Origin of the sequence: Streptomyces griseorubiginosus, assembly GCF_017614965.1 — a bacterium.
Lineage (GTDB): Bacteria > Actinomycetota > Actinomycetes > Streptomycetales > Streptomycetaceae > Streptomyces > Streptomyces griseorubiginosus_B.
The window spans coordinates 1-14,734 of the sequence record NZ_WVUG01000089.1 but is presented as its reverse complement, the minus strand read 5'-3'; the positions used below and the strand labels follow the sequence as shown (position 1 = coordinate 14,734).

Annotated in this window: 15 protein-coding genes; 9 read left to right on the top strand and 6 right to left on the bottom strand. The window is 70.1% G+C overall.

Features of this window, described 5'->3' with window-relative positions; translation table 11 throughout:
* The first annotated feature begins 46 nt into the window (after positions 1-46).
* Positions 47-1,045: a TAXI family TRAP transporter solute-binding subunit gene (locus tag GRC12_RS18585; RefSeq protein WP_208780425.1), complete on the top strand. Its 999-nt coding sequence runs from the start codon at positions 47-49 to the stop codon at positions 1,043-1,045.
* Here the strand turns inward: GRC12_RS18585 and GRC12_RS18580 are convergent.
* The gene (locus tag GRC12_RS18580) at positions 1,035-2,438 is read right to left on the bottom strand and encodes a sensor histidine kinase (RefSeq protein WP_208780424.1); all 1,404 of its coding nucleotides are present in this window, start codon (positions 2,436-2,438) and stop codon (positions 1,035-1,037) included. The two genes, GRC12_RS18585 and GRC12_RS18580, sit on opposite strands and share 11 nt — an antisense overlap.
* Positions 2,439-2,447: 9 nt before the next feature.
* Positions 2,448-3,134, bottom strand: a complete 687-nt coding sequence (locus tag GRC12_RS18575; RefSeq protein ID WP_208780423.1) for a response regulator transcription factor — start codon at positions 3,132-3,134, stop codon at positions 2,448-2,450.
* 286 nt (positions 3,135-3,420) lie between these two features.
* Here GRC12_RS18575 and GRC12_RS18570 point away from each other — a divergent pair, with 286 nt between their 5' ends.
* From GRC12_RS18570 to GRC12_RS18540, 7 genes are all read left to right on the top strand, one after another.
* Positions 3,421-4,200 (top strand): amino acid ABC transporter ATP-binding protein, encoded by a 780-nt coding sequence (locus tag GRC12_RS18570; RefSeq protein ID WP_133046187.1) that lies wholly within the window; start codon positions 3,421-3,423, stop codon positions 4,198-4,200.
* Between the two features lie 71 nt (positions 4,201-4,271).
* The gene (locus tag GRC12_RS18565) at positions 4,272-5,111 is read left to right on the top strand and encodes a glutamate ABC transporter substrate-binding protein (RefSeq protein ID WP_208780422.1); all 840 of its coding nucleotides are present in this window, start codon (positions 4,272-4,274) and stop codon (positions 5,109-5,111) included.
* Between the two features lie 127 nt (positions 5,112-5,238).
* Positions 5,239-5,904 carry an amino acid ABC transporter permease gene (locus GRC12_RS18560; protein ID WP_308286574.1) on the top strand — a complete coding sequence of 222 codons (666 nt, stop codon included), beginning with the start codon at positions 5,239-5,241 and terminating at the stop codon, positions 5,902-5,904.
* Positions 5,901-6,809 carry an amino acid ABC transporter permease gene (locus GRC12_RS18555; RefSeq protein ID WP_208780420.1) on the top strand — a complete coding sequence of 303 codons (909 nt, stop codon included), beginning with the start codon at positions 5,901-5,903 and terminating at the stop codon, positions 6,807-6,809. Before GRC12_RS18560 ends, GRC12_RS18555 begins: the two co-directional genes overlap by 4 nt.
* 175 nt (positions 6,810-6,984) lie before the next feature.
* The gene (locus GRC12_RS18550; protein ID WP_208780419.1) at positions 6,985-8,586 is read left to right on the top strand and encodes an FAD-dependent monooxygenase; all 1,602 of its coding nucleotides are present in this window, start codon (positions 6,985-6,987) and stop codon (positions 8,584-8,586) included.
* A 312-nt stretch (positions 8,587-8,898) separates the two neighbouring features.
* Positions 8,899-9,435: a cysteine dioxygenase family protein gene (locus GRC12_RS18545; protein WP_208780418.1), complete on the top strand. Its 537-nt coding sequence runs from the start codon at positions 8,899-8,901 to the stop codon at positions 9,433-9,435.
* Entirely contained in the window at positions 9,432-9,857 is a 426-nt protein-coding gene (locus GRC12_RS18540) for a rhodanese-like domain-containing protein (protein WP_308286573.1), read from the top strand. Before GRC12_RS18545 ends, GRC12_RS18540 begins: the two co-directional genes overlap by 4 nt.
* 20 nt (positions 9,858-9,877) lie before the next feature.
* On the opposite strand, the gene recX is transcribed toward GRC12_RS18540, so the two are convergent.
* Positions 9,878-10,771: a recombination regulator RecX gene (gene recX, locus GRC12_RS18535; RefSeq protein WP_208780417.1), complete on the bottom strand. Its 894-nt coding sequence runs from the start codon at positions 10,769-10,771 to the stop codon at positions 9,878-9,880.
* Positions 10,772-10,774: 3 nt separating this feature from the next.
* Positions 10,775-11,908 (bottom strand): recombinase RecA, encoded by a 1,134-nt coding sequence (gene recA, locus GRC12_RS18530; protein WP_208780416.1) that lies wholly within the window; start codon positions 11,906-11,908, stop codon positions 10,775-10,777.
* 317 nt (positions 11,909-12,225) lie between these two features.
* Between recA and GRC12_RS18525 the strand changes: the two genes are divergently transcribed.
* On the top strand, positions 12,226-13,056 hold the full coding sequence (locus GRC12_RS18525) for a hypothetical protein (protein WP_244373213.1): 831 nt from the start codon (positions 12,226-12,228) through the stop codon (positions 13,054-13,056).
* Here the strand turns inward: GRC12_RS18525 and GRC12_RS18520 are convergent.
* On the bottom strand, positions 13,050-14,354 hold the full coding sequence (locus GRC12_RS18520) for an AI-2E family transporter (RefSeq protein WP_208780415.1): 1,305 nt from the start codon (positions 14,352-14,354) through the stop codon (positions 13,050-13,052). The genes GRC12_RS18525 and GRC12_RS18520 overlap by 7 nt on opposite strands.
* Positions 14,355-14,414: 60 nt before the next feature.
* On the bottom strand, positions 14,415-14,609 hold the full coding sequence (locus GRC12_RS18515) for a DUF3046 domain-containing protein (protein ID WP_208780414.1): 195 nt from the start codon (positions 14,607-14,609) through the stop codon (positions 14,415-14,417).
* Positions 14,610-14,734: the final 125 nt, after the last annotated feature.

Here is a 14,734-nt window from a genome sequence, read left to right as displayed (position 1 = left end):
GTTCCGCCCTGGTCAGCACCGCGCGCGGGCTGGCAGGATCGCCCGCATGTCCCATGTGCTCGCCCGGATCGGCAGGCGTCGGGCCCTGCAGGGCGCGGCCGCCGGCTTCGTCGTGTTCGGACTGCTGCTGTGGTGGCTGCTGCCGCTGGGCGAGAATCCGCCGAGCGGCACGATCAGCTTCAGCACCGGAACGCCGGCGGGGGTGTACCAGCAGTACGGCGTACGCCTGCGGAACGCCTTCCACCAGGACATGCCGGACCTGAGGGTGGACCTGCGGACCAGCGACGGCTCGCAGGAGAACGTACGGCGGGTGGCGACCGGCGGCGCCGACTTCACCATCGCGGCGGCCGACGCCGTGGACACGTACGAACTCGGCCATCGGACCGGTTACGAGCGGCTGCGCGGGGTCGCCCGCCTGTACGACGACTATGTGCAGCTGATCGTCCCGCGCGACTCCACCGTGCGGTCCGTCGCCGACCTTCGGGGCAAGCGGGTCGCCATAGGGCCGGCCCGTTCCGGTGTACGGCTGATAGCGGACCGGGTGCTGAAGGCGGCCGGCCTCGACCCGCAGAAGGACGTCGAGCCGTCCGCCGACGGCATCGACACCGGCCCGGACCAGCTGAAACGGAACGAGATCGACGCGTTCTTCTGGTCGGGCGGACTGCCCACGCAGGGGCTGGAGAAACTGGCGGAGCACTTCACCTTCCGGTTCGTTCCGATCACCGCCGATCTCGTCGCCAAACTGCACCAACAGGGCGGCGCCACCCGCTACTACCGCGCCACCAACATGCCGGAGTCGGCCTACCCGAGCGTCCAGAACGGTGTCGCCGTACCGACGATCGCGGTGTCCAACATCCTGATCACACGGGCGGACGTCAGCCCCCGGCTCACCGAGTGGGTGACCCGTACGGTGATCAAGAGCCGCGACGACATCGGCTGGCATGTGCACTCCGCGCAGCTCGTGGACCTGCGCACCGCGATCTACACCGATCCGCTCGCCCTGCACGAGGGCGCCAAGCGCTACTACCGCTCGGTCAAGCCGTAGGGCGGGTGCGCGGCACGGAGACCGTCACCGTCAGCCCGTGCGGCTCGTGGTGGGCGTACGAGATGGTGCCGCCGCCCGCCGCGAGCAGGGTGCGGGAGATGGACAGGCCGAGTCCGGAGCCCTTGATGTTCTGGTGGCGGCCGCTGCGCCAGAAGCGGTCGCCGACGCGGGCGAGTTCCTCGTCGGTCAGTCCCGGGCCGTGGTCGCTGACGACGACGGTGGCCCTGTCGCCGTCGGCCGCGACCCGCACCTGGACGCACTGGTCCTCCGGCGTGAACTTGACCGCGTTGTCGATCACCGCGTCCAGCGCGCTGGAGAGGGTGACCGGGTCGGCCCAGGCGGTGGTCGGCGGGCAGTCGCCCTCCAGCCGTACGCCCTTGGCCTCGGCGGTCGGTGTCCACGCGGCGACGCGCTCGGCGGTCAGCGCGCCGATGTCGGTGGTCCTGAGGTCGGCCTCGGTGTGCTCGGCCAGGGCGAGGTCGAGCAGGTCGTCGAGCACCTCCGCCAGGCGCTTGCCCTCGGTGCGGACCGATGCGATCTCCTCGTTGTCCTCCGGTAGTTCGAGCGCGAGCAGTTCGATCCGCAGCAGCAGCGCCGAGAGCGGGTTGCGCAACTGGTGCGAGGCGTCGGCGACGAAGGCCCGCTGCTGCTCCAGCACGTCCTCGACGTTGTCCGCCATCTCGTTGAACGCACGGGCCAGGCGCCGAAGTTCCGGCGGACCGCCGGCGGCCGCGACCCGGGACTTGAGACGGCCGCTGGCGATGGCGTGGGTGGTGGCGTCGAGGACCCGTACGGGCCGGAGCACCCAGCCGGTCAGCCGGAGTGCGGCACCGACCGCGAGCAGCATCGCGGCGACCTCGCCGAGGCCGATGACCAGCCAGCCGTGCAGGATGCGTGAACGCATCTGACCGGTGGGCGAGTCGGTGACGACGACCGCGACGACGTCACCGTCCCGGATCACGGGCGAGGCGACGACGAGACGTCCCCGTTGCCAGGGCCACACCTGTTTCGGGTCATGGCTGCGGCGGCTGAGCTTCGCCTCGTCGAACGCGTCGCGCACCACTCCCTCATCGGGCAGGAAGAAGCTCGCCGGTGCCTGGGCCATGGGGATGTCGGTACGGCAGAAGACCCCCGCCCGGATGCCATAGACGTCGTGATAGCTGGTCAGTTCACTGCTCAGTGTCTCCAGGCGCTCGTCCGTGGACGTACGGGTCGAGCTGCAGGCGTCGGTGACGAACTGGGCGAGGGAGGCGAAGCGCGCGGTGTCGTCGATCCGGTCGACGACCACCTTCTGCTGCTGCGCCGCGGCCACGCTCACCCCGAGCGGAATGCCGAGCGCGAGCAGCACGGCCGCCATCAGGACGATGAGCAGCGGAAGAAGACGTGTACGCACGCGTGGCCGTTACGAGGCCGGGGCGACGAGCCGGTAGCCGACGCCGCGGACCGTCTCGATCAGGGCCGGCATGCGCAGCTTGGCGCGCAGGGAGGCGACGTGCACCTCCAGGGTGCGTCCGGTCCCCTCCCAACTGGTGCGCCAGACCTCGCTGATGATCTGCTCCCGGCGGAAGACGACCCCGGGGCGCTGCGCGAGCAGGGCGAGCAGATCGAACTCCTTGCGGGTCAGTTGGACGACCGAACCGTCCACGGTGACCTGCCGGGTGGGCAGTTCGATGAGCACGGGACCCAGGCGCAGCGCGCTGTCCTCACCGTGCGCGGCGTCCTCGTGGGCGGTGCGCCGGCTGACGGCGTGGATGCGCGCGAGCAACTCCCCGGTGTCGTACGGCTTGACCACGTAGTCGTCGGCGCCGAGGTTGAGGCCGTGGATGCGGGAGCGGACGTCGGAGCGCGCCGTGACCATGATCACCGGAGTGCTGGTGCGCTTGCGGATCTTGCCGCAGACTTCGTATCCGTCCTGGTCGGGCAGGCCCAGGTCGAGCAGGACGACGCCGAAGCCGTCGCCCTCCGGGACGAGCGCCTGAAGAGCCTCCTCGCCGCTGCGCGCGTGGGTGACGTCGAAACCGTGCCGTGCCAGAACCGCTGAGAGAGCGGCGGCGACATGGTTGTCGTCCTCGACGAGGAGCAGTCTCATCCGGGCCCCCTTCGGTTCATCGGCCGTACGTTCAGGATGGGTAAAAAACGCGTCCACACGCGCGTGCGCACCCAGCAGTCACGCTGATGGACGCAGACGGAGTCAAGCGGGTTCCGGTCGCGCGCCGCTTCCGTTATCCGGCCGATACAGCCGAGCGGACAACTGCTACAACTCGTGTCCGATTGCTATCGGATCGTGATGCTCAGATCTCCCTCAGATGTAATGACGCTGGTCGCGGGCGCTCACTACTGTCCTCCGAAACCGAGGAGGACGGAGCCCGATAGCGATGACCGAAGTATCGGTGGCCAAGGAAGATGCTGTGCCCCAGGCCGGCGAACTGGTCGTCCTGAAGAGCGTCAACAAGCACTTCGGCGCGTTGCACGTACTCCAGGACATCGACCTGACGATCGCCCGCGGTGAGGTCGTCGTGGTGATCGGACCCTCCGGGTCCGGCAAGTCCACCCTGTGCCGCACCATCAACCGCCTGGAGACCGTCGACTCGGGCGCGATCACCATCGACGGCAAGCCGCTGCCCCAGGAGGGCAAGGAGCTGGCCCGGCTCCGCGCCGACGTCGGGATGGTCTTCCAGTCCTTCAACCTCTTCGCGCACAAGACCGTGCTCGAGAACGTGATGCTGGGCCAGATCAAGGTGCGCAAGGCCGACAAGAAGCAGGCCGAGGAGAAGGCGCGCGCGCTGCTCGACCGGGTCGGCGTGGGCACCCAGGCCGACAAGTACCCCGCTCAGCTCTCCGGCGGCCAGCAACAGCGCGTCGCCATCGCCCGCGCCCTGGCCATGGACCCCAAGGTCATGCTCTTCGACGAGCCGACCTCGGCCCTCGACCCCGAGATGATCAACGAGGTCCTCGAGGTCATGCAGCAGCTCGCCCGGGACGGCATGACCATGATCGTCGTCACCCATGAGATGGGCTTCGCGCGCTCGGCCGCGAACCGGGTGGTGTTCATGGCGGACGGCCGGATCGTCGAAGAGGCCACCCCCGACCAGTTCTTCAGCAACCCGCGCAGCGACCGCGCCAAGGACTTCCTGTCGAAGATCCTCCACCACTGACACGCGCCGGCTCCGCCGTCGACGGTCCCCTGCTCTTCATCAGCAGCTTCACCAGCCAAAGGATGTTCACCATGCAGCTCCGCAAGGTCACCGCCGCCTCGGCCGCCGTCCTCGCCCTCGCCGTGGCCGCCACGGCGTGCGGGTCGAGCGACAAGAACGACAGTGGTTCCTCGGGCGGCGGAGGCAAGATCAAGGTCGGCATCAAGTTCGACCAGCCGGGCATCGGCCTGAAGGAGCCGAGCGGCTCCTTCAGCGGCTTCGACGTGGACGTGGCGACCTACGTGGCGGGCAAACTCGGCTACAAGCCCGGCCAGATCGAGTGGGTCGAGACCAAGAGCGCCGACCGTGAGAACGCGCTGGCCCGCGGCGACGTCAAGTTCATCGCGGCCAGCTACTCCATCAACGACGAGCGCAAGCAGAAGGTCGACTTCGCCGGCCCCTACCTGCTCGCCCACCAGGACCTGCTGGTCAAGAAGGACTCGGACATCTCCAAGGCCACGGACCTCAACGGCAAGAAGCTGTGTTCCGTGACCGGTTCCACCTCGGCGCAGAACGTCCAGAAGACGATCGCCCCGAAGGCCAACCTCAAGGAGTACAGCGGCTACTCGGAGTGCATCGCCGCCCTGCAGAGCGGTGCCGTTGACGCGGTGACCACCGACGACTCGATCCTCGCGGGCTTCGCCTCGCAGGACAAGTACAAGGGCCAGTTCAAGCTCGCCGGGCTCAAGCTCAGCAACGAGAACTACGGCGTCGGTGTGAAGAAGGGGGACAGCGCGACCCTGAAGAAGATCAACGACGCCCTGACCACCATGGTCAGCGACGGCTCCTGGCAGAAGGCGGTCGACAAGAACTTCGGCCCGGCCGGCTACAAGAACGAGCCGGCGCCGAAGATCGGCCAGATCGTCAAGTAGCCGGATCGTCAAGCAAGGCAGGGCCCAGCTCTCCAGGGTTCCCCGGGCGCGCCGCCGTACCTCGCGATCACGGCGGCGGCGCGCCACGCCCTTCTCGTACGCCACACACCCGGAAGCGCGGGAGATCGTGTTCGACTTTCTTCAAGGTTATGACGTCCTCGGGGCGTTCTGGATGACGGTGAAGCTGACCGCACTCTCCGCCGTCGGCTCCCTGGTCTGGGGCACCCTGCTGGCCGCGATGCGGGTCAGCCCGGTCCCGCTGATGCGCGGGTTCGGCACCGTCTACGTCAACATCGTCCGGAACATCCCGCTGACGGTCATCATCCTGTTCACCTCACTCGGCCTCGCCGACATCTTCGGCGTGACCATGGGTGCCTCCGACTTCAAGGTGCAGGGCTTCCGGCTGGCCGTCCTGGGCTTCGTCGCCTACACGGCGGCCTTCGTGTGCGAGGCGGTGCGCTCCGGCATCAACACCGTGCCCCTGGGGCAGGCCGAGGCGGCCCGCGCCATCGGGCTGACCTTCGGCCAGACCCTGCGGCTCGTCGTGCTGCCGCAGGCGTTCCGTGCGGTCATCGGTCCGCTGGCCAACGTACTGATCGCCCTGACGAAGAACACGACCGTGGCCGCCGCGATCGGTGTCGCCGAGGCCGCCTACCTGATGAAGTCGATGATCGAGAACGAGGCCCAGACGCTGCTCATCGGCGCGGTCTTCGCCCTCGGTTTCGTGGTGCTGACCCTTCCCACCGGGCTCATCCTGGGCTGGCTGGGCAAGCGACTGGCGGTGAAGCGATGAGTTCGGTCCTGTACGACACGCCCGGCCCTGGCGCCAGGAAACGCAACGCCCTGCTCTCGGTCGTCTTCGTCGTCCTGATCGCGCTGGTGGTGTGGTTCGTCTGGCAGAAGATGGACGACAAGGGCCAGCTGAAGTGGTCCCTGTGGCAGCCCTTCACCACGTCCGAGGCGTGGACCACGTATCTGCTGCCGGGTCTGGGCAACACACTGAAGGCCGCCGCGCTGTCCATGGTGATCGCGCTTCCGCTGGGCGCGGTCTTCGGCATCGCACGGATGTCCGACCACCGGTGGGTGCGGATCCCGGCCGGGGTGGTGGTCGAGTTCTTCCGCTCGATCCCGGTCCTGCTCCTGATGCTGTTCGCCAACGAGTTCTACGCCCGCTCCACCGGCGTGACCAGCGAGGACCGCCCGCTGTACGCCGTCGTCACCGGCCTGGTGCTCTACAACGCCTCGGTGCTCGCCGAGGTCGTGCGCGCCGGCATCCTCGCGCTGCCCAGGGGACAGACGGAGGCCGCGTACGCGATCGGCCTGCGCAAGGGGCAGACGATGACCAGCATCCTGCTCCCACAGGCGGTCACGGCCATGCTCCCGGCCATCGTCAGCCAGCTGGTCGTCATCGTGAAGGACACCGCGCTGGGCGGTGTGATGATCGGCTACACCGAGCTGCTCAACACGCGCAGCACCCTGGCGGCCAACTACGCCAACGTGATCCAGAGCTTCGTCGTGGTGGCGATCATCTTCATTGTCGTCAACTTCGTCCTCACCAGCTTCGCGAGCTGGCTGGAGCGCAGGCTGCGGCGCAGCAAGCGGAGCACCGGCGCGGTCCTCGGCGCCGAGGACATGGAGGAACTCAACCCGGCTGCGGTCGGCGGCACCTTCGGGTCCGGCGCGAGCGACACCATCTGATGATCAGTCAACTCACCTGATCCGCACGGAGGCAGTGGCATGATCGCCACTGCCTCCGTCACTTGACGCAAACACCGCCAATGGGTTGCATACGTTCTGTGATCGTGCACCCTGCTCCAACTTCCTGTTCACATATGTCCCTCAGGACACCGTCGCGGGCAGGGGGCGCCGCGCCGTGGACCCGGTGATCATCGTCGGTGCTGGGCCCGTCGGGCTCACGCTCGCCCTGGCGCTGGCCCGTCAGGAAGTGCCCTCCGTCGTGCTGGACGAGGGGCCCGGCAAGGACGAGCCACGTCCCGCGCGCACGGTCGTGCTGCGCGAGGACACGGCCGCCCTGATGGCGCGGCTGACCGGACTGCCGGTGGAGGAGGCCGGACTGCGCTGGGCCGGATGGCGGTCGCTGCGGCGCAAGCAGGTGATGCGCGAGATCGCGTTCGGCGACGACGAGCCCGCCCCGCTGCACATCGCCCAGCACGTCCTGACCGGCGCCCTGCGCGAGGCCCTGGCCGGCGAACGGCTCGTCAGGATCGCCGTCGACAGCCGTCTCGACTCCGTCGAGCAGGAGCCCTCAGGAGTCACCGCCCACACCCGCGGCCCGCAGGGCACCTGGTGGCGCGGCAGCTACCTGGTCGGCTGCGACGGCCCGCGCTCCACCGTGCGCAAACTCCAGGACATCCGCTTCCCCGGCCGTACGGCGGTCGAGCGACACGCCGTTGCCGCCCTGCGTGCGGAACTTCCGTGGGAGGGTGAAGCGTTGCTCCATCGGATGCCGCCGTGGCGGACGGCCGGACCCTCAGGCGGGGAGGTCACCGGGCGACCGCTGCCGGACGGGGTGTGGCGCCTGGACTGGCTGCTGCCGCCGGGCAAGGACCTGGTCACACCCGAGCTGCTGCTGGCCCGCGTCCGGGAGACCCTCGCCGGCTGGACGGGGGGCTCCACACCGCCGTACGACCTGCTCGACACCGGCGTCCACACGGTCCACCACCGGGTGGCGCGCCGTTGGAGGGCCGGCCGGGTCTTCCTCGCCGGGGACGCGGCGCACCTGCTGGGCGCGCTGGGTACCCAGGGGCTCGACGAGGGGCTCAGAGACGCCGACAACCTCGCCTGGAAGCTGGCGCTGGCATGGCACCACGGGCCGCACGAGGCGCTGCTGGACAGCTACCAGGCGGAGCGGCGCGGCGCGGTCGCCGCCCGGCTGCGCGCCGCCGACCAGGTGCTGCCCCTGCTGCGCGGTGGTGGCGGCCTGCGCGCGTACGTGCCCGGCGCGGCCCGGGGCGCCGAGGCGCTGCTCACGGACGGTCACCTGGGGCGCGGGACGCTCGGCACGCCGGGGGCGTACGCCTCCTCGCCGCTCGCGCCCCGGCACCTCGAGGGCGAGGTGCCGGTGGCCACCGCTCCCGGGGCGCCGGTCGCCGATGTGCTGGTGACGGCGGAGGACGGCTCCTTCGTGGGGCTACGGGAGCGCCTCGGACGCGGCGCGCTGCTCGTCGTCCTGGTCGCGCCGGGTACGGGCGTGTGGGACCGCAAGCACTGGGTGACCGCCGGGATCATGCCCCGGCTGGCGGCCGCCGTGACCGCGCTGCCCCATCCCGCCGAACTGCTGGTCGCCGAGAGCTACCCGGGCGCCCCCGCGCACACCGTGCTCCTGGTACGGCCCGACGGTCACCTCGTGACGGCACTGGGCGGGGTTCGTCCGGCCGACCTGTACGCGGCGGCGGAGGCGACGCTGGGCAGCCCGGCGAAGACGGAGGCCGAGGCGAGCGCGGGGGCGCGTTGAGGCAGGCGAGGAGCGAGGAGGGCGCATCCGAGGGGATGCGCCCGGAACTCTCGCTCACACGTACGCCGTACCCGCGGTCACTGTGCGGTCCACATAGTGACAGTGAGTTGACCGGTCTGCACCGACATGGTGTACTCCGCATCGTGACCGACACCTGTGTGCGCCTGTGGCGGAGGGTCCATCTGGACCTCGTCCGCTACCCGGGCTGCCTGTGTCGCGAGTCCTGCTGAATTCGCATCCCCTTCCTCACCCGCGCGCGCCGCTTCCGTGCTGTCGCGCGCGCTCCGCGAACGCTCTTCAGGACGGTGTCACGTGTCTGTCTCCCCCTCCGCGCCCACGACGGCTCCCACGGCCTCCACGCCGACGCAGGCCGATCTCCTCGACTTCGTACGGCGCACGGCCGCCGACGCCGAGCTCATCGCCTCGCTCCCGCTCGATCCCGAGGGCCGCACCTGGGTACGGCTGGAGGGTCCCGGCGGCAGCGAGGCCTGGCTGATCGGCTGGCCGCCCGGCACGGGCACCGGCTGGCACGACCACGCCGAGTCCGTAGGCGCCTTCATCACGGCCTCCGGCGAGCTGAAGGAGAACTCGCTCGCCGCGCGGCTGCCCGCCGACGGCTGGAAGACCCTCGAACTGACCGACGGGGTGGACCGGGAGCGGCGGTTGCCCGCCGGCAAGGGGCGCGCCTTCGGCCGCCACCACGTCCACGAGGTGCTGAACGAGTCCACCGACCAGCACGCCGTCTCCGTCCACGCCTACTACCCCCCGCTCCCGCAGATCCGCCGGTACAGCCGCGTGGGCCAGGTCCTGCGCCTGGAGCAGGTCGAGCGTCCGGAGGACTGGCAGTGACGGACACAGTGGCGGGGCCGTCGCGCAGTGCGGGCGAAGGTGCCCTGGGCATCGACGAGTTGCTGGAGCGGGTGCGCGCGGGGTTCGACCGGGTCGAGCCGAGGGAGGCGTACGAGGGTGCCCTCGCCGGTGAGGTGCTGCTGGTGGACATCCGGTACGCGGCCCTGCGCGAGCGCGACGGGCTGATCCCCGGTGCCCTCGTCGTCGAACGGAACGAGCTGGAGTGGCGCCTCGACCCGCAGGGCAGTCACCGCGTCCCCGAGGCCACGGGCCACGATCTGCGGGTCGTGGTGATCTGCAACGAGGGGTACGCGTCGAGCCTCGCGGCCGCGTCACTGCACCAGCTGGGGCTGCGCCGGGCGACCGATCTGGTCGGCGGCTTCCAGGCGTGGAAGGCGACGGGTTTGCCGGTGGCGTCGTAGGCGGCACTGGACGCCGAGCGCTAGAACCCCTCGTCCTCGAGGAAGTCCGCGTCCTCCCCCTCCTCCTCCAGCGCGCGTCGCACCACCCGCAGGGCCATTCCCTCGGGATAGCCCTTGCGGGCGAGCATGCCCGCGAGACGGCGGAGCCGCTTGTCACGGTCGAGACCGCGCGTGGAGCGCAGCTTGCGGGCGACGAGTTCCCGCGCCGTCTCCTCCTCCTGCTCGGAGTCGAGCTGTGCGACGGCCGCGTCGATCAGCGTGGAGTCGACGCCTTTGGTCCGCAGCTCCTGGGCGAGCGCCCGCCGGGCCAGCCCCCTGCCGTGATGCCGGGACTCCACCCAGGCCTCCGCGAACGCGCTGTCGTCGATCAGCCCGACCTCCTCGAACCGGGACAGCACCTCCTCTGCGGCCTCGTCCGGGATCTCCCGCTTGCGCAGGGCGTCCGCGAGCTGTTTGCGCGTGCGCGGGGTCCCGGTGAGCAGGCGCAGGCAGATCGCCCGCGCCCGCTCCACCGGGTCCGCCGGCGGCTCCTCCCGCTCGGCCCTCGACGAGAAGGAGGAGCCACCGTCCTCACCGGCCGGCTCACCGCGGCGCCGCTGCCGACGCCCACGGGAGCCGCCCGTCGTACGGGCCCCGCCACGGGCCCCGTCGTGCCGGCGCGTGCCGCCACCGGACGCGCCCGGGCCCTGCGGCCCGCCGTCGTCCGGCCACTGCCCGCCGGGCTCGTCACCGAACGGCCCCGCGGTGTCGTACGGCCCCCCGTGGCCGTACGACACCGCGCGGCCGTGTCCCCCGTCCGCGCCGTCCGCGTGCGCCTCGCCATCCGGACCGGCGAAACCCCCGTCACCCGCCCCACCCCGCTCACGCGGAGCGTCCGGGTAGGCGTACTCGGACCAGTCGGTTCGCCGTGTCATGGATCAGCTCTTGGCAGCCGGGGCCTTGGTCTTGGCCGCCTTGGCCGCCGGAGCGGGCACGGTCTTCGCCGCGTCGTCCGCGGGTGCGGTGGCGGAGACGGCGGTGGCGTCCGCGCCCGGCTCGGCCGTCGGCTCCTCCGGCCGCACGCCCACGCCCAGCTTCTCCTTGATCTTCTTCTCGATCTCGTTGGCCAGGTCGGGGTTGTCCTTCAGGAAGTTGCGCGCGTTCTCCTTGCCCTGGCCGAGCTGGTCGCCCTCGTACGTGTACCAGGCGCCGGCCTTGCGGACGAAGCCGTGCTCCACGCCCATGTCGATCAGACCGCCCTCGCGGCTGATGCCCTGGCCGTAGAGAATGTCGAACTCGGCCTGCTTGAAGGGCGGCGCGACCTTGTTCTTGACGACCTTGCAGCGGGTGCGGTTGCCGACCGCCTCCGTGCCGTCCTTCAGGGTCTCGATGCGGCGGATGTCGATGCGCACCGAGGCGTAGAACTTCAGCGCCCGGCCACCGGTGGTGGTCTCCGGGGAGCCGAACATCACGCCGATCTTCTCGCGGAGCTGGTTGATGAAGATGGCGGTGGTCTTGGACTGGTTGAGCGCGCTGGTGATCTTCCGCAGGGCCTGGCTCATCAGACGGGCCTGCAGACCCACGTGGCTGTCGCCCATCTCGCCCTCGATCTCCGCGCGCGGGACGAGCGCGGCGACGGAGTCGATGACGATGAGGTCGAGGGCACCGGAGCGGACCAGCATGTCCACGATCTCCAGGGCCTGCTCGCCGTTGTCCGGCTGGGACAGGATCAGGTTGTCGATGTCGACGCCCAGCTTGCGCGCGTACTCGGGGTCGAGGGCGTGCTCCGCGTCCACGAACGCGACCTGGCCGCCCGCCTTCTGGGCGTTCGCCACCGCGTGCAGGGTCAGGGTCGTCTTACCGGAGGACTCCGGTCCGTAGATCTCGACGACACGGCCGCGCGGCAGGCCGCCGACGCCGAGGGCCACGTCGAGCGCGGTCGACCCGGTGGGGATGACCTCGATGGGCTCCCTGGACCGCTCGCCCATGCGCATGACCGCGCCCTTGCCGAATTGCCGTTCAATCTGTGCGAGAGCGGCATCGAGGGCCTTCTCGCGGTCGGTTCCTGCCATGGGTTCCACCCGGTTTGCTTGAGTCGATCGCTTCACGTCAAAGACGCTAACGCCTGCCACTGACAATGCGCCCCGACGCCCGTCCGGCCTGTGGATAACTCGGGTACTTCTCCGTCAAAAACGTGTCGAATCACCCGTGGAGAGGCTCGCCGGAGCCTCCATGAGAATGGATGTTCGATTTTCGTGTCAAGCGCACCACGCGACACCTCAGAGACTCCGCCAACCCACCGACAGCCCGGGCTGCTCCCGGCGACGTACGGCGGATGCCTTCCACCGGACGACGACCGCAAGGGGGCTGTCCCGGGAGGCTCAGGGGCATGAGGACCGAGAAGAGCACCCGAGGGAGCGGCGAAGCGGCGAGGCGCCCTGCCGACGTCCCGGCGCCGGCCGTACCGCTCACACGGTTGCCGGGCTCGCGCCCGGTGGAGCGTCTGTGTCACGCCGTCGGACTCCTGTTGATCCTCTCCGGCCTCGCGCATCTGCTGGTGTTCGCCGTCGACGGCGGCCCCTGGTACGGGCCCGTCTCCTGGCGCAAGCCGGTGACCTTCGGGCTGTCCTTCGGGGCGACCCTGATCGCGGTCACCTGGGTCACGTCGTATCTCCGCGTCGGACCACGCCTGCGTACCGTGCTGCTCGCCGTGTTCGCGGCCGACTGCGTCGTGGAGGTCGGCGGCATCACCCTCCAGGCCTGGCGCCGGGTGCCCTCGCACCTCGACATGGAGACGCCCTTCGACACCACCGTGTCGATGACGCTGGCGGTGGGCGGGGGTGTCCTCGTGGTGCTGCTCACCGCGTTCGCGGTGGCCTCGTTCCGGCACCGGCCCACGGGACCCGCCGGAATGGCGCTCGCCGTGCGTTCCGGGTTCGCGATCCTGCTCGTCGCGCTCGCCTCGGGTGCCGCGATGATCGCGCGCGGTGTGGTGCTCACCCGTACCGGCCACCAGGAGGCGGCGTACCACTCGACGGCCCTGCTCAAGCCGCTGCACGGCGTCAGCCTCCATGCCGTCCTGGTGCTGCCCGCGCTGGCCTGGCTGCTGTCCCGTACCTCATGGAGCGAGCCCACCCGGCTGCGGCTGGTGGCCGCGGCGACCGGCTGCTACGTGCTCGCCGTCGTCGCCGCCGGCGTGTGGGCCGTCCTCACCTACTGAGCCTCGTCAGCCAGTCCGGTCGGCTCCCGCCCCCGGGAGGAGTCCTCGCCGCGCTCCCCCGCCTCGTCCCGTGCGGCTCCCGTCCGCGCGGTCCACAGCTGTCGCGCCCGTATGAGAAGGCCGGGACCCGATCCTCCTCGCCGGTGGCCGTGGACCCGGGGATCGTCGGTGACCGCGTACCGCTTCACGTACGCCCCCAGGAACGCCTGCAGCGTGGCGACCGCCGGGATGGCTATCAGGGCGCCCACCGCACCGAGGAGCGCGGTGCCGGCGATGACCGAGCCGAAGGCCAGGGCAGGATGGATGTCGACGGTCTTCGCGGTCAGCTTGGGCTGCAGCATGTAGTTCTCGAACTGCTGGTAGACCACGACGAAGATCAGCACCCACAGCGCGTACCAGGGATCGACGGTGAACGCGATCAGCATGGGCAGGGCGCCCGCGAGATACGTGCCGATCGTCGGGATGAACTGCGAGACCAGGCCCACCCAGACGCCGAGAACGGGTGCGTAGGGCACACCCAGGATCTGCAGCAGGATGTAGTGGGCTATGCCGGAGATGAGCGCCATCAGACCGCGCGAATACAGATACCCGCCTGTCTTGTCGACGGCTATCTCCCACGCGCGGAGCACCTCGGCCTGCCGCGCGGGCGGCAGTACGGAACAGATCGCGCGCCGCAGCCGGGGGCCGTCGGCGGCGAAGTAGAACGAGAAGAGCGCGATCGTCAGCAACTGGAAGAGGCCGCCCAGGACCTGGGCGGAGACGTTCAGGACACCGGTGGCGCTGTGCTGCACGTAGTTGCGCAGCCAGGTGGAGCGGAGCAGACCCTGCTGGACGTCCACCCGCTTCAGGTGGGTGTGGAAGTGGGTGTTGACCCAGTTGATGACCGAGTCGAGATAGTCCGGGAAGTTCTCGACGATCTTGATGATCTGGCCCGCCAGCATCGAGCCGAGCAGGGTGACGAAGCCCGCCGCGAGGACCATCACGGCGAGGAAGACGATGCCGGTGGCGAGGCCCCGGCGCATGCCGCGCGAGGCCATCCAGCTCACCGCGGGCTCGATGGCGAGGGCCAGGAAGAACGCGATGAGGAGGTTGATGAGCAGCCCGGTGAGCTGGTGGAAGGCCCAAGTGCCCAGCTGGAAGGCGGCGTAGAGAGCGAGCACCAGCACCACGGCCCGCGGCAGCCAGCGGGGCATGGCGGCGCTCGACCTGTCACCGCCGTCGGCCGGGCGGTCGGGCGGCGTCGTGCCGAACGGGGATGCGTCCTGGGCCGTCGGCCCGGTCTCGTCAGTGGGTGCCACGCGTCAAGTCTCGCCCACCGCTGTGACAATCGGCTGCCACCCTGCGATCTTCGCGACCGGTCAGCGCTTCTCCCCCGGAACGTCCATGACCGCGCAGACCACGCGCCACACGTCCTTGGCCTCCCAGCCGGCGTTCAGCGCCTCGTGCACCGTGCGTCCGCCGAGCTCCGACATCACGTGGTCGCGCGCGAAGGTGTCGGCGTACCCCGGACCGAAGTGATCCGCCATCCGCTCCCAGAAGACCGTCAACCGCATGCCTCCAGTATCCCGCCCCTGAGGGTGGGCCTGAGCCGGGACCACGTGCCGAGACCGCTTTCCGTCCTACGGTCTGTCGCATGTCCGAAACAGGAGCTTCCCCACCCCCTGCCACGCCCCCGGCG

What these genes read in the sequence shown, in the direction of transcription:
- recA (WP_208780416.1), bottom strand. Translation starts at nt 11,908, where the DNA reads ATGGCAGGAACCGACCGCGAGAAGGCCCTCGATGCCGCTCTCGCACAG.
- GRC12_RS18525 (WP_244373213.1), top strand. Translation starts at nt 12,226, where the DNA reads ATGAGGACCGAGAAGAGCACCCGAGGGAGCGGCGAAGCGGCGAGGCGC.
- GRC12_RS18585 (WP_208780425.1), top strand. Translation starts at nt 47, where the DNA reads ATGTCCCATGTGCTCGCCCGGATCGGCAGGCGTCGGGCCCTGCAGGGC.
- GRC12_RS18575 (WP_208780423.1), bottom strand. Translation starts at nt 3,134, where the DNA reads ATGAGACTGCTCCTCGTCGAGGACGACAACCATGTCGCCGCCGCTCTC.
- GRC12_RS18565 (WP_208780422.1), top strand. Translation starts at nt 4,272, where the DNA reads ATGCAGCTCCGCAAGGTCACCGCCGCCTCGGCCGCCGTCCTCGCCCTC.
- GRC12_RS18555 (WP_208780420.1), top strand. Translation starts at nt 5,901, where the DNA reads ATGAGTTCGGTCCTGTACGACACGCCCGGCCCTGGCGCCAGGAAACGC.
- recX (WP_208780417.1), bottom strand. Translation starts at nt 10,771, where the DNA reads ATGACACGGCGAACCGACTGGTCCGAGTACGCCTACCCGGACGCTCCG.
- GRC12_RS18515 (WP_208780414.1), bottom strand. Translation starts at nt 14,609, where the DNA reads ATGCGGTTGACGGTCTTCTGGGAGCGGATGGCGGATCACTTCGGTCCG.
- GRC12_RS18570 (WP_133046187.1), top strand. Translation starts at nt 3,421, where the DNA reads ATGACCGAAGTATCGGTGGCCAAGGAAGATGCTGTGCCCCAGGCCGGC.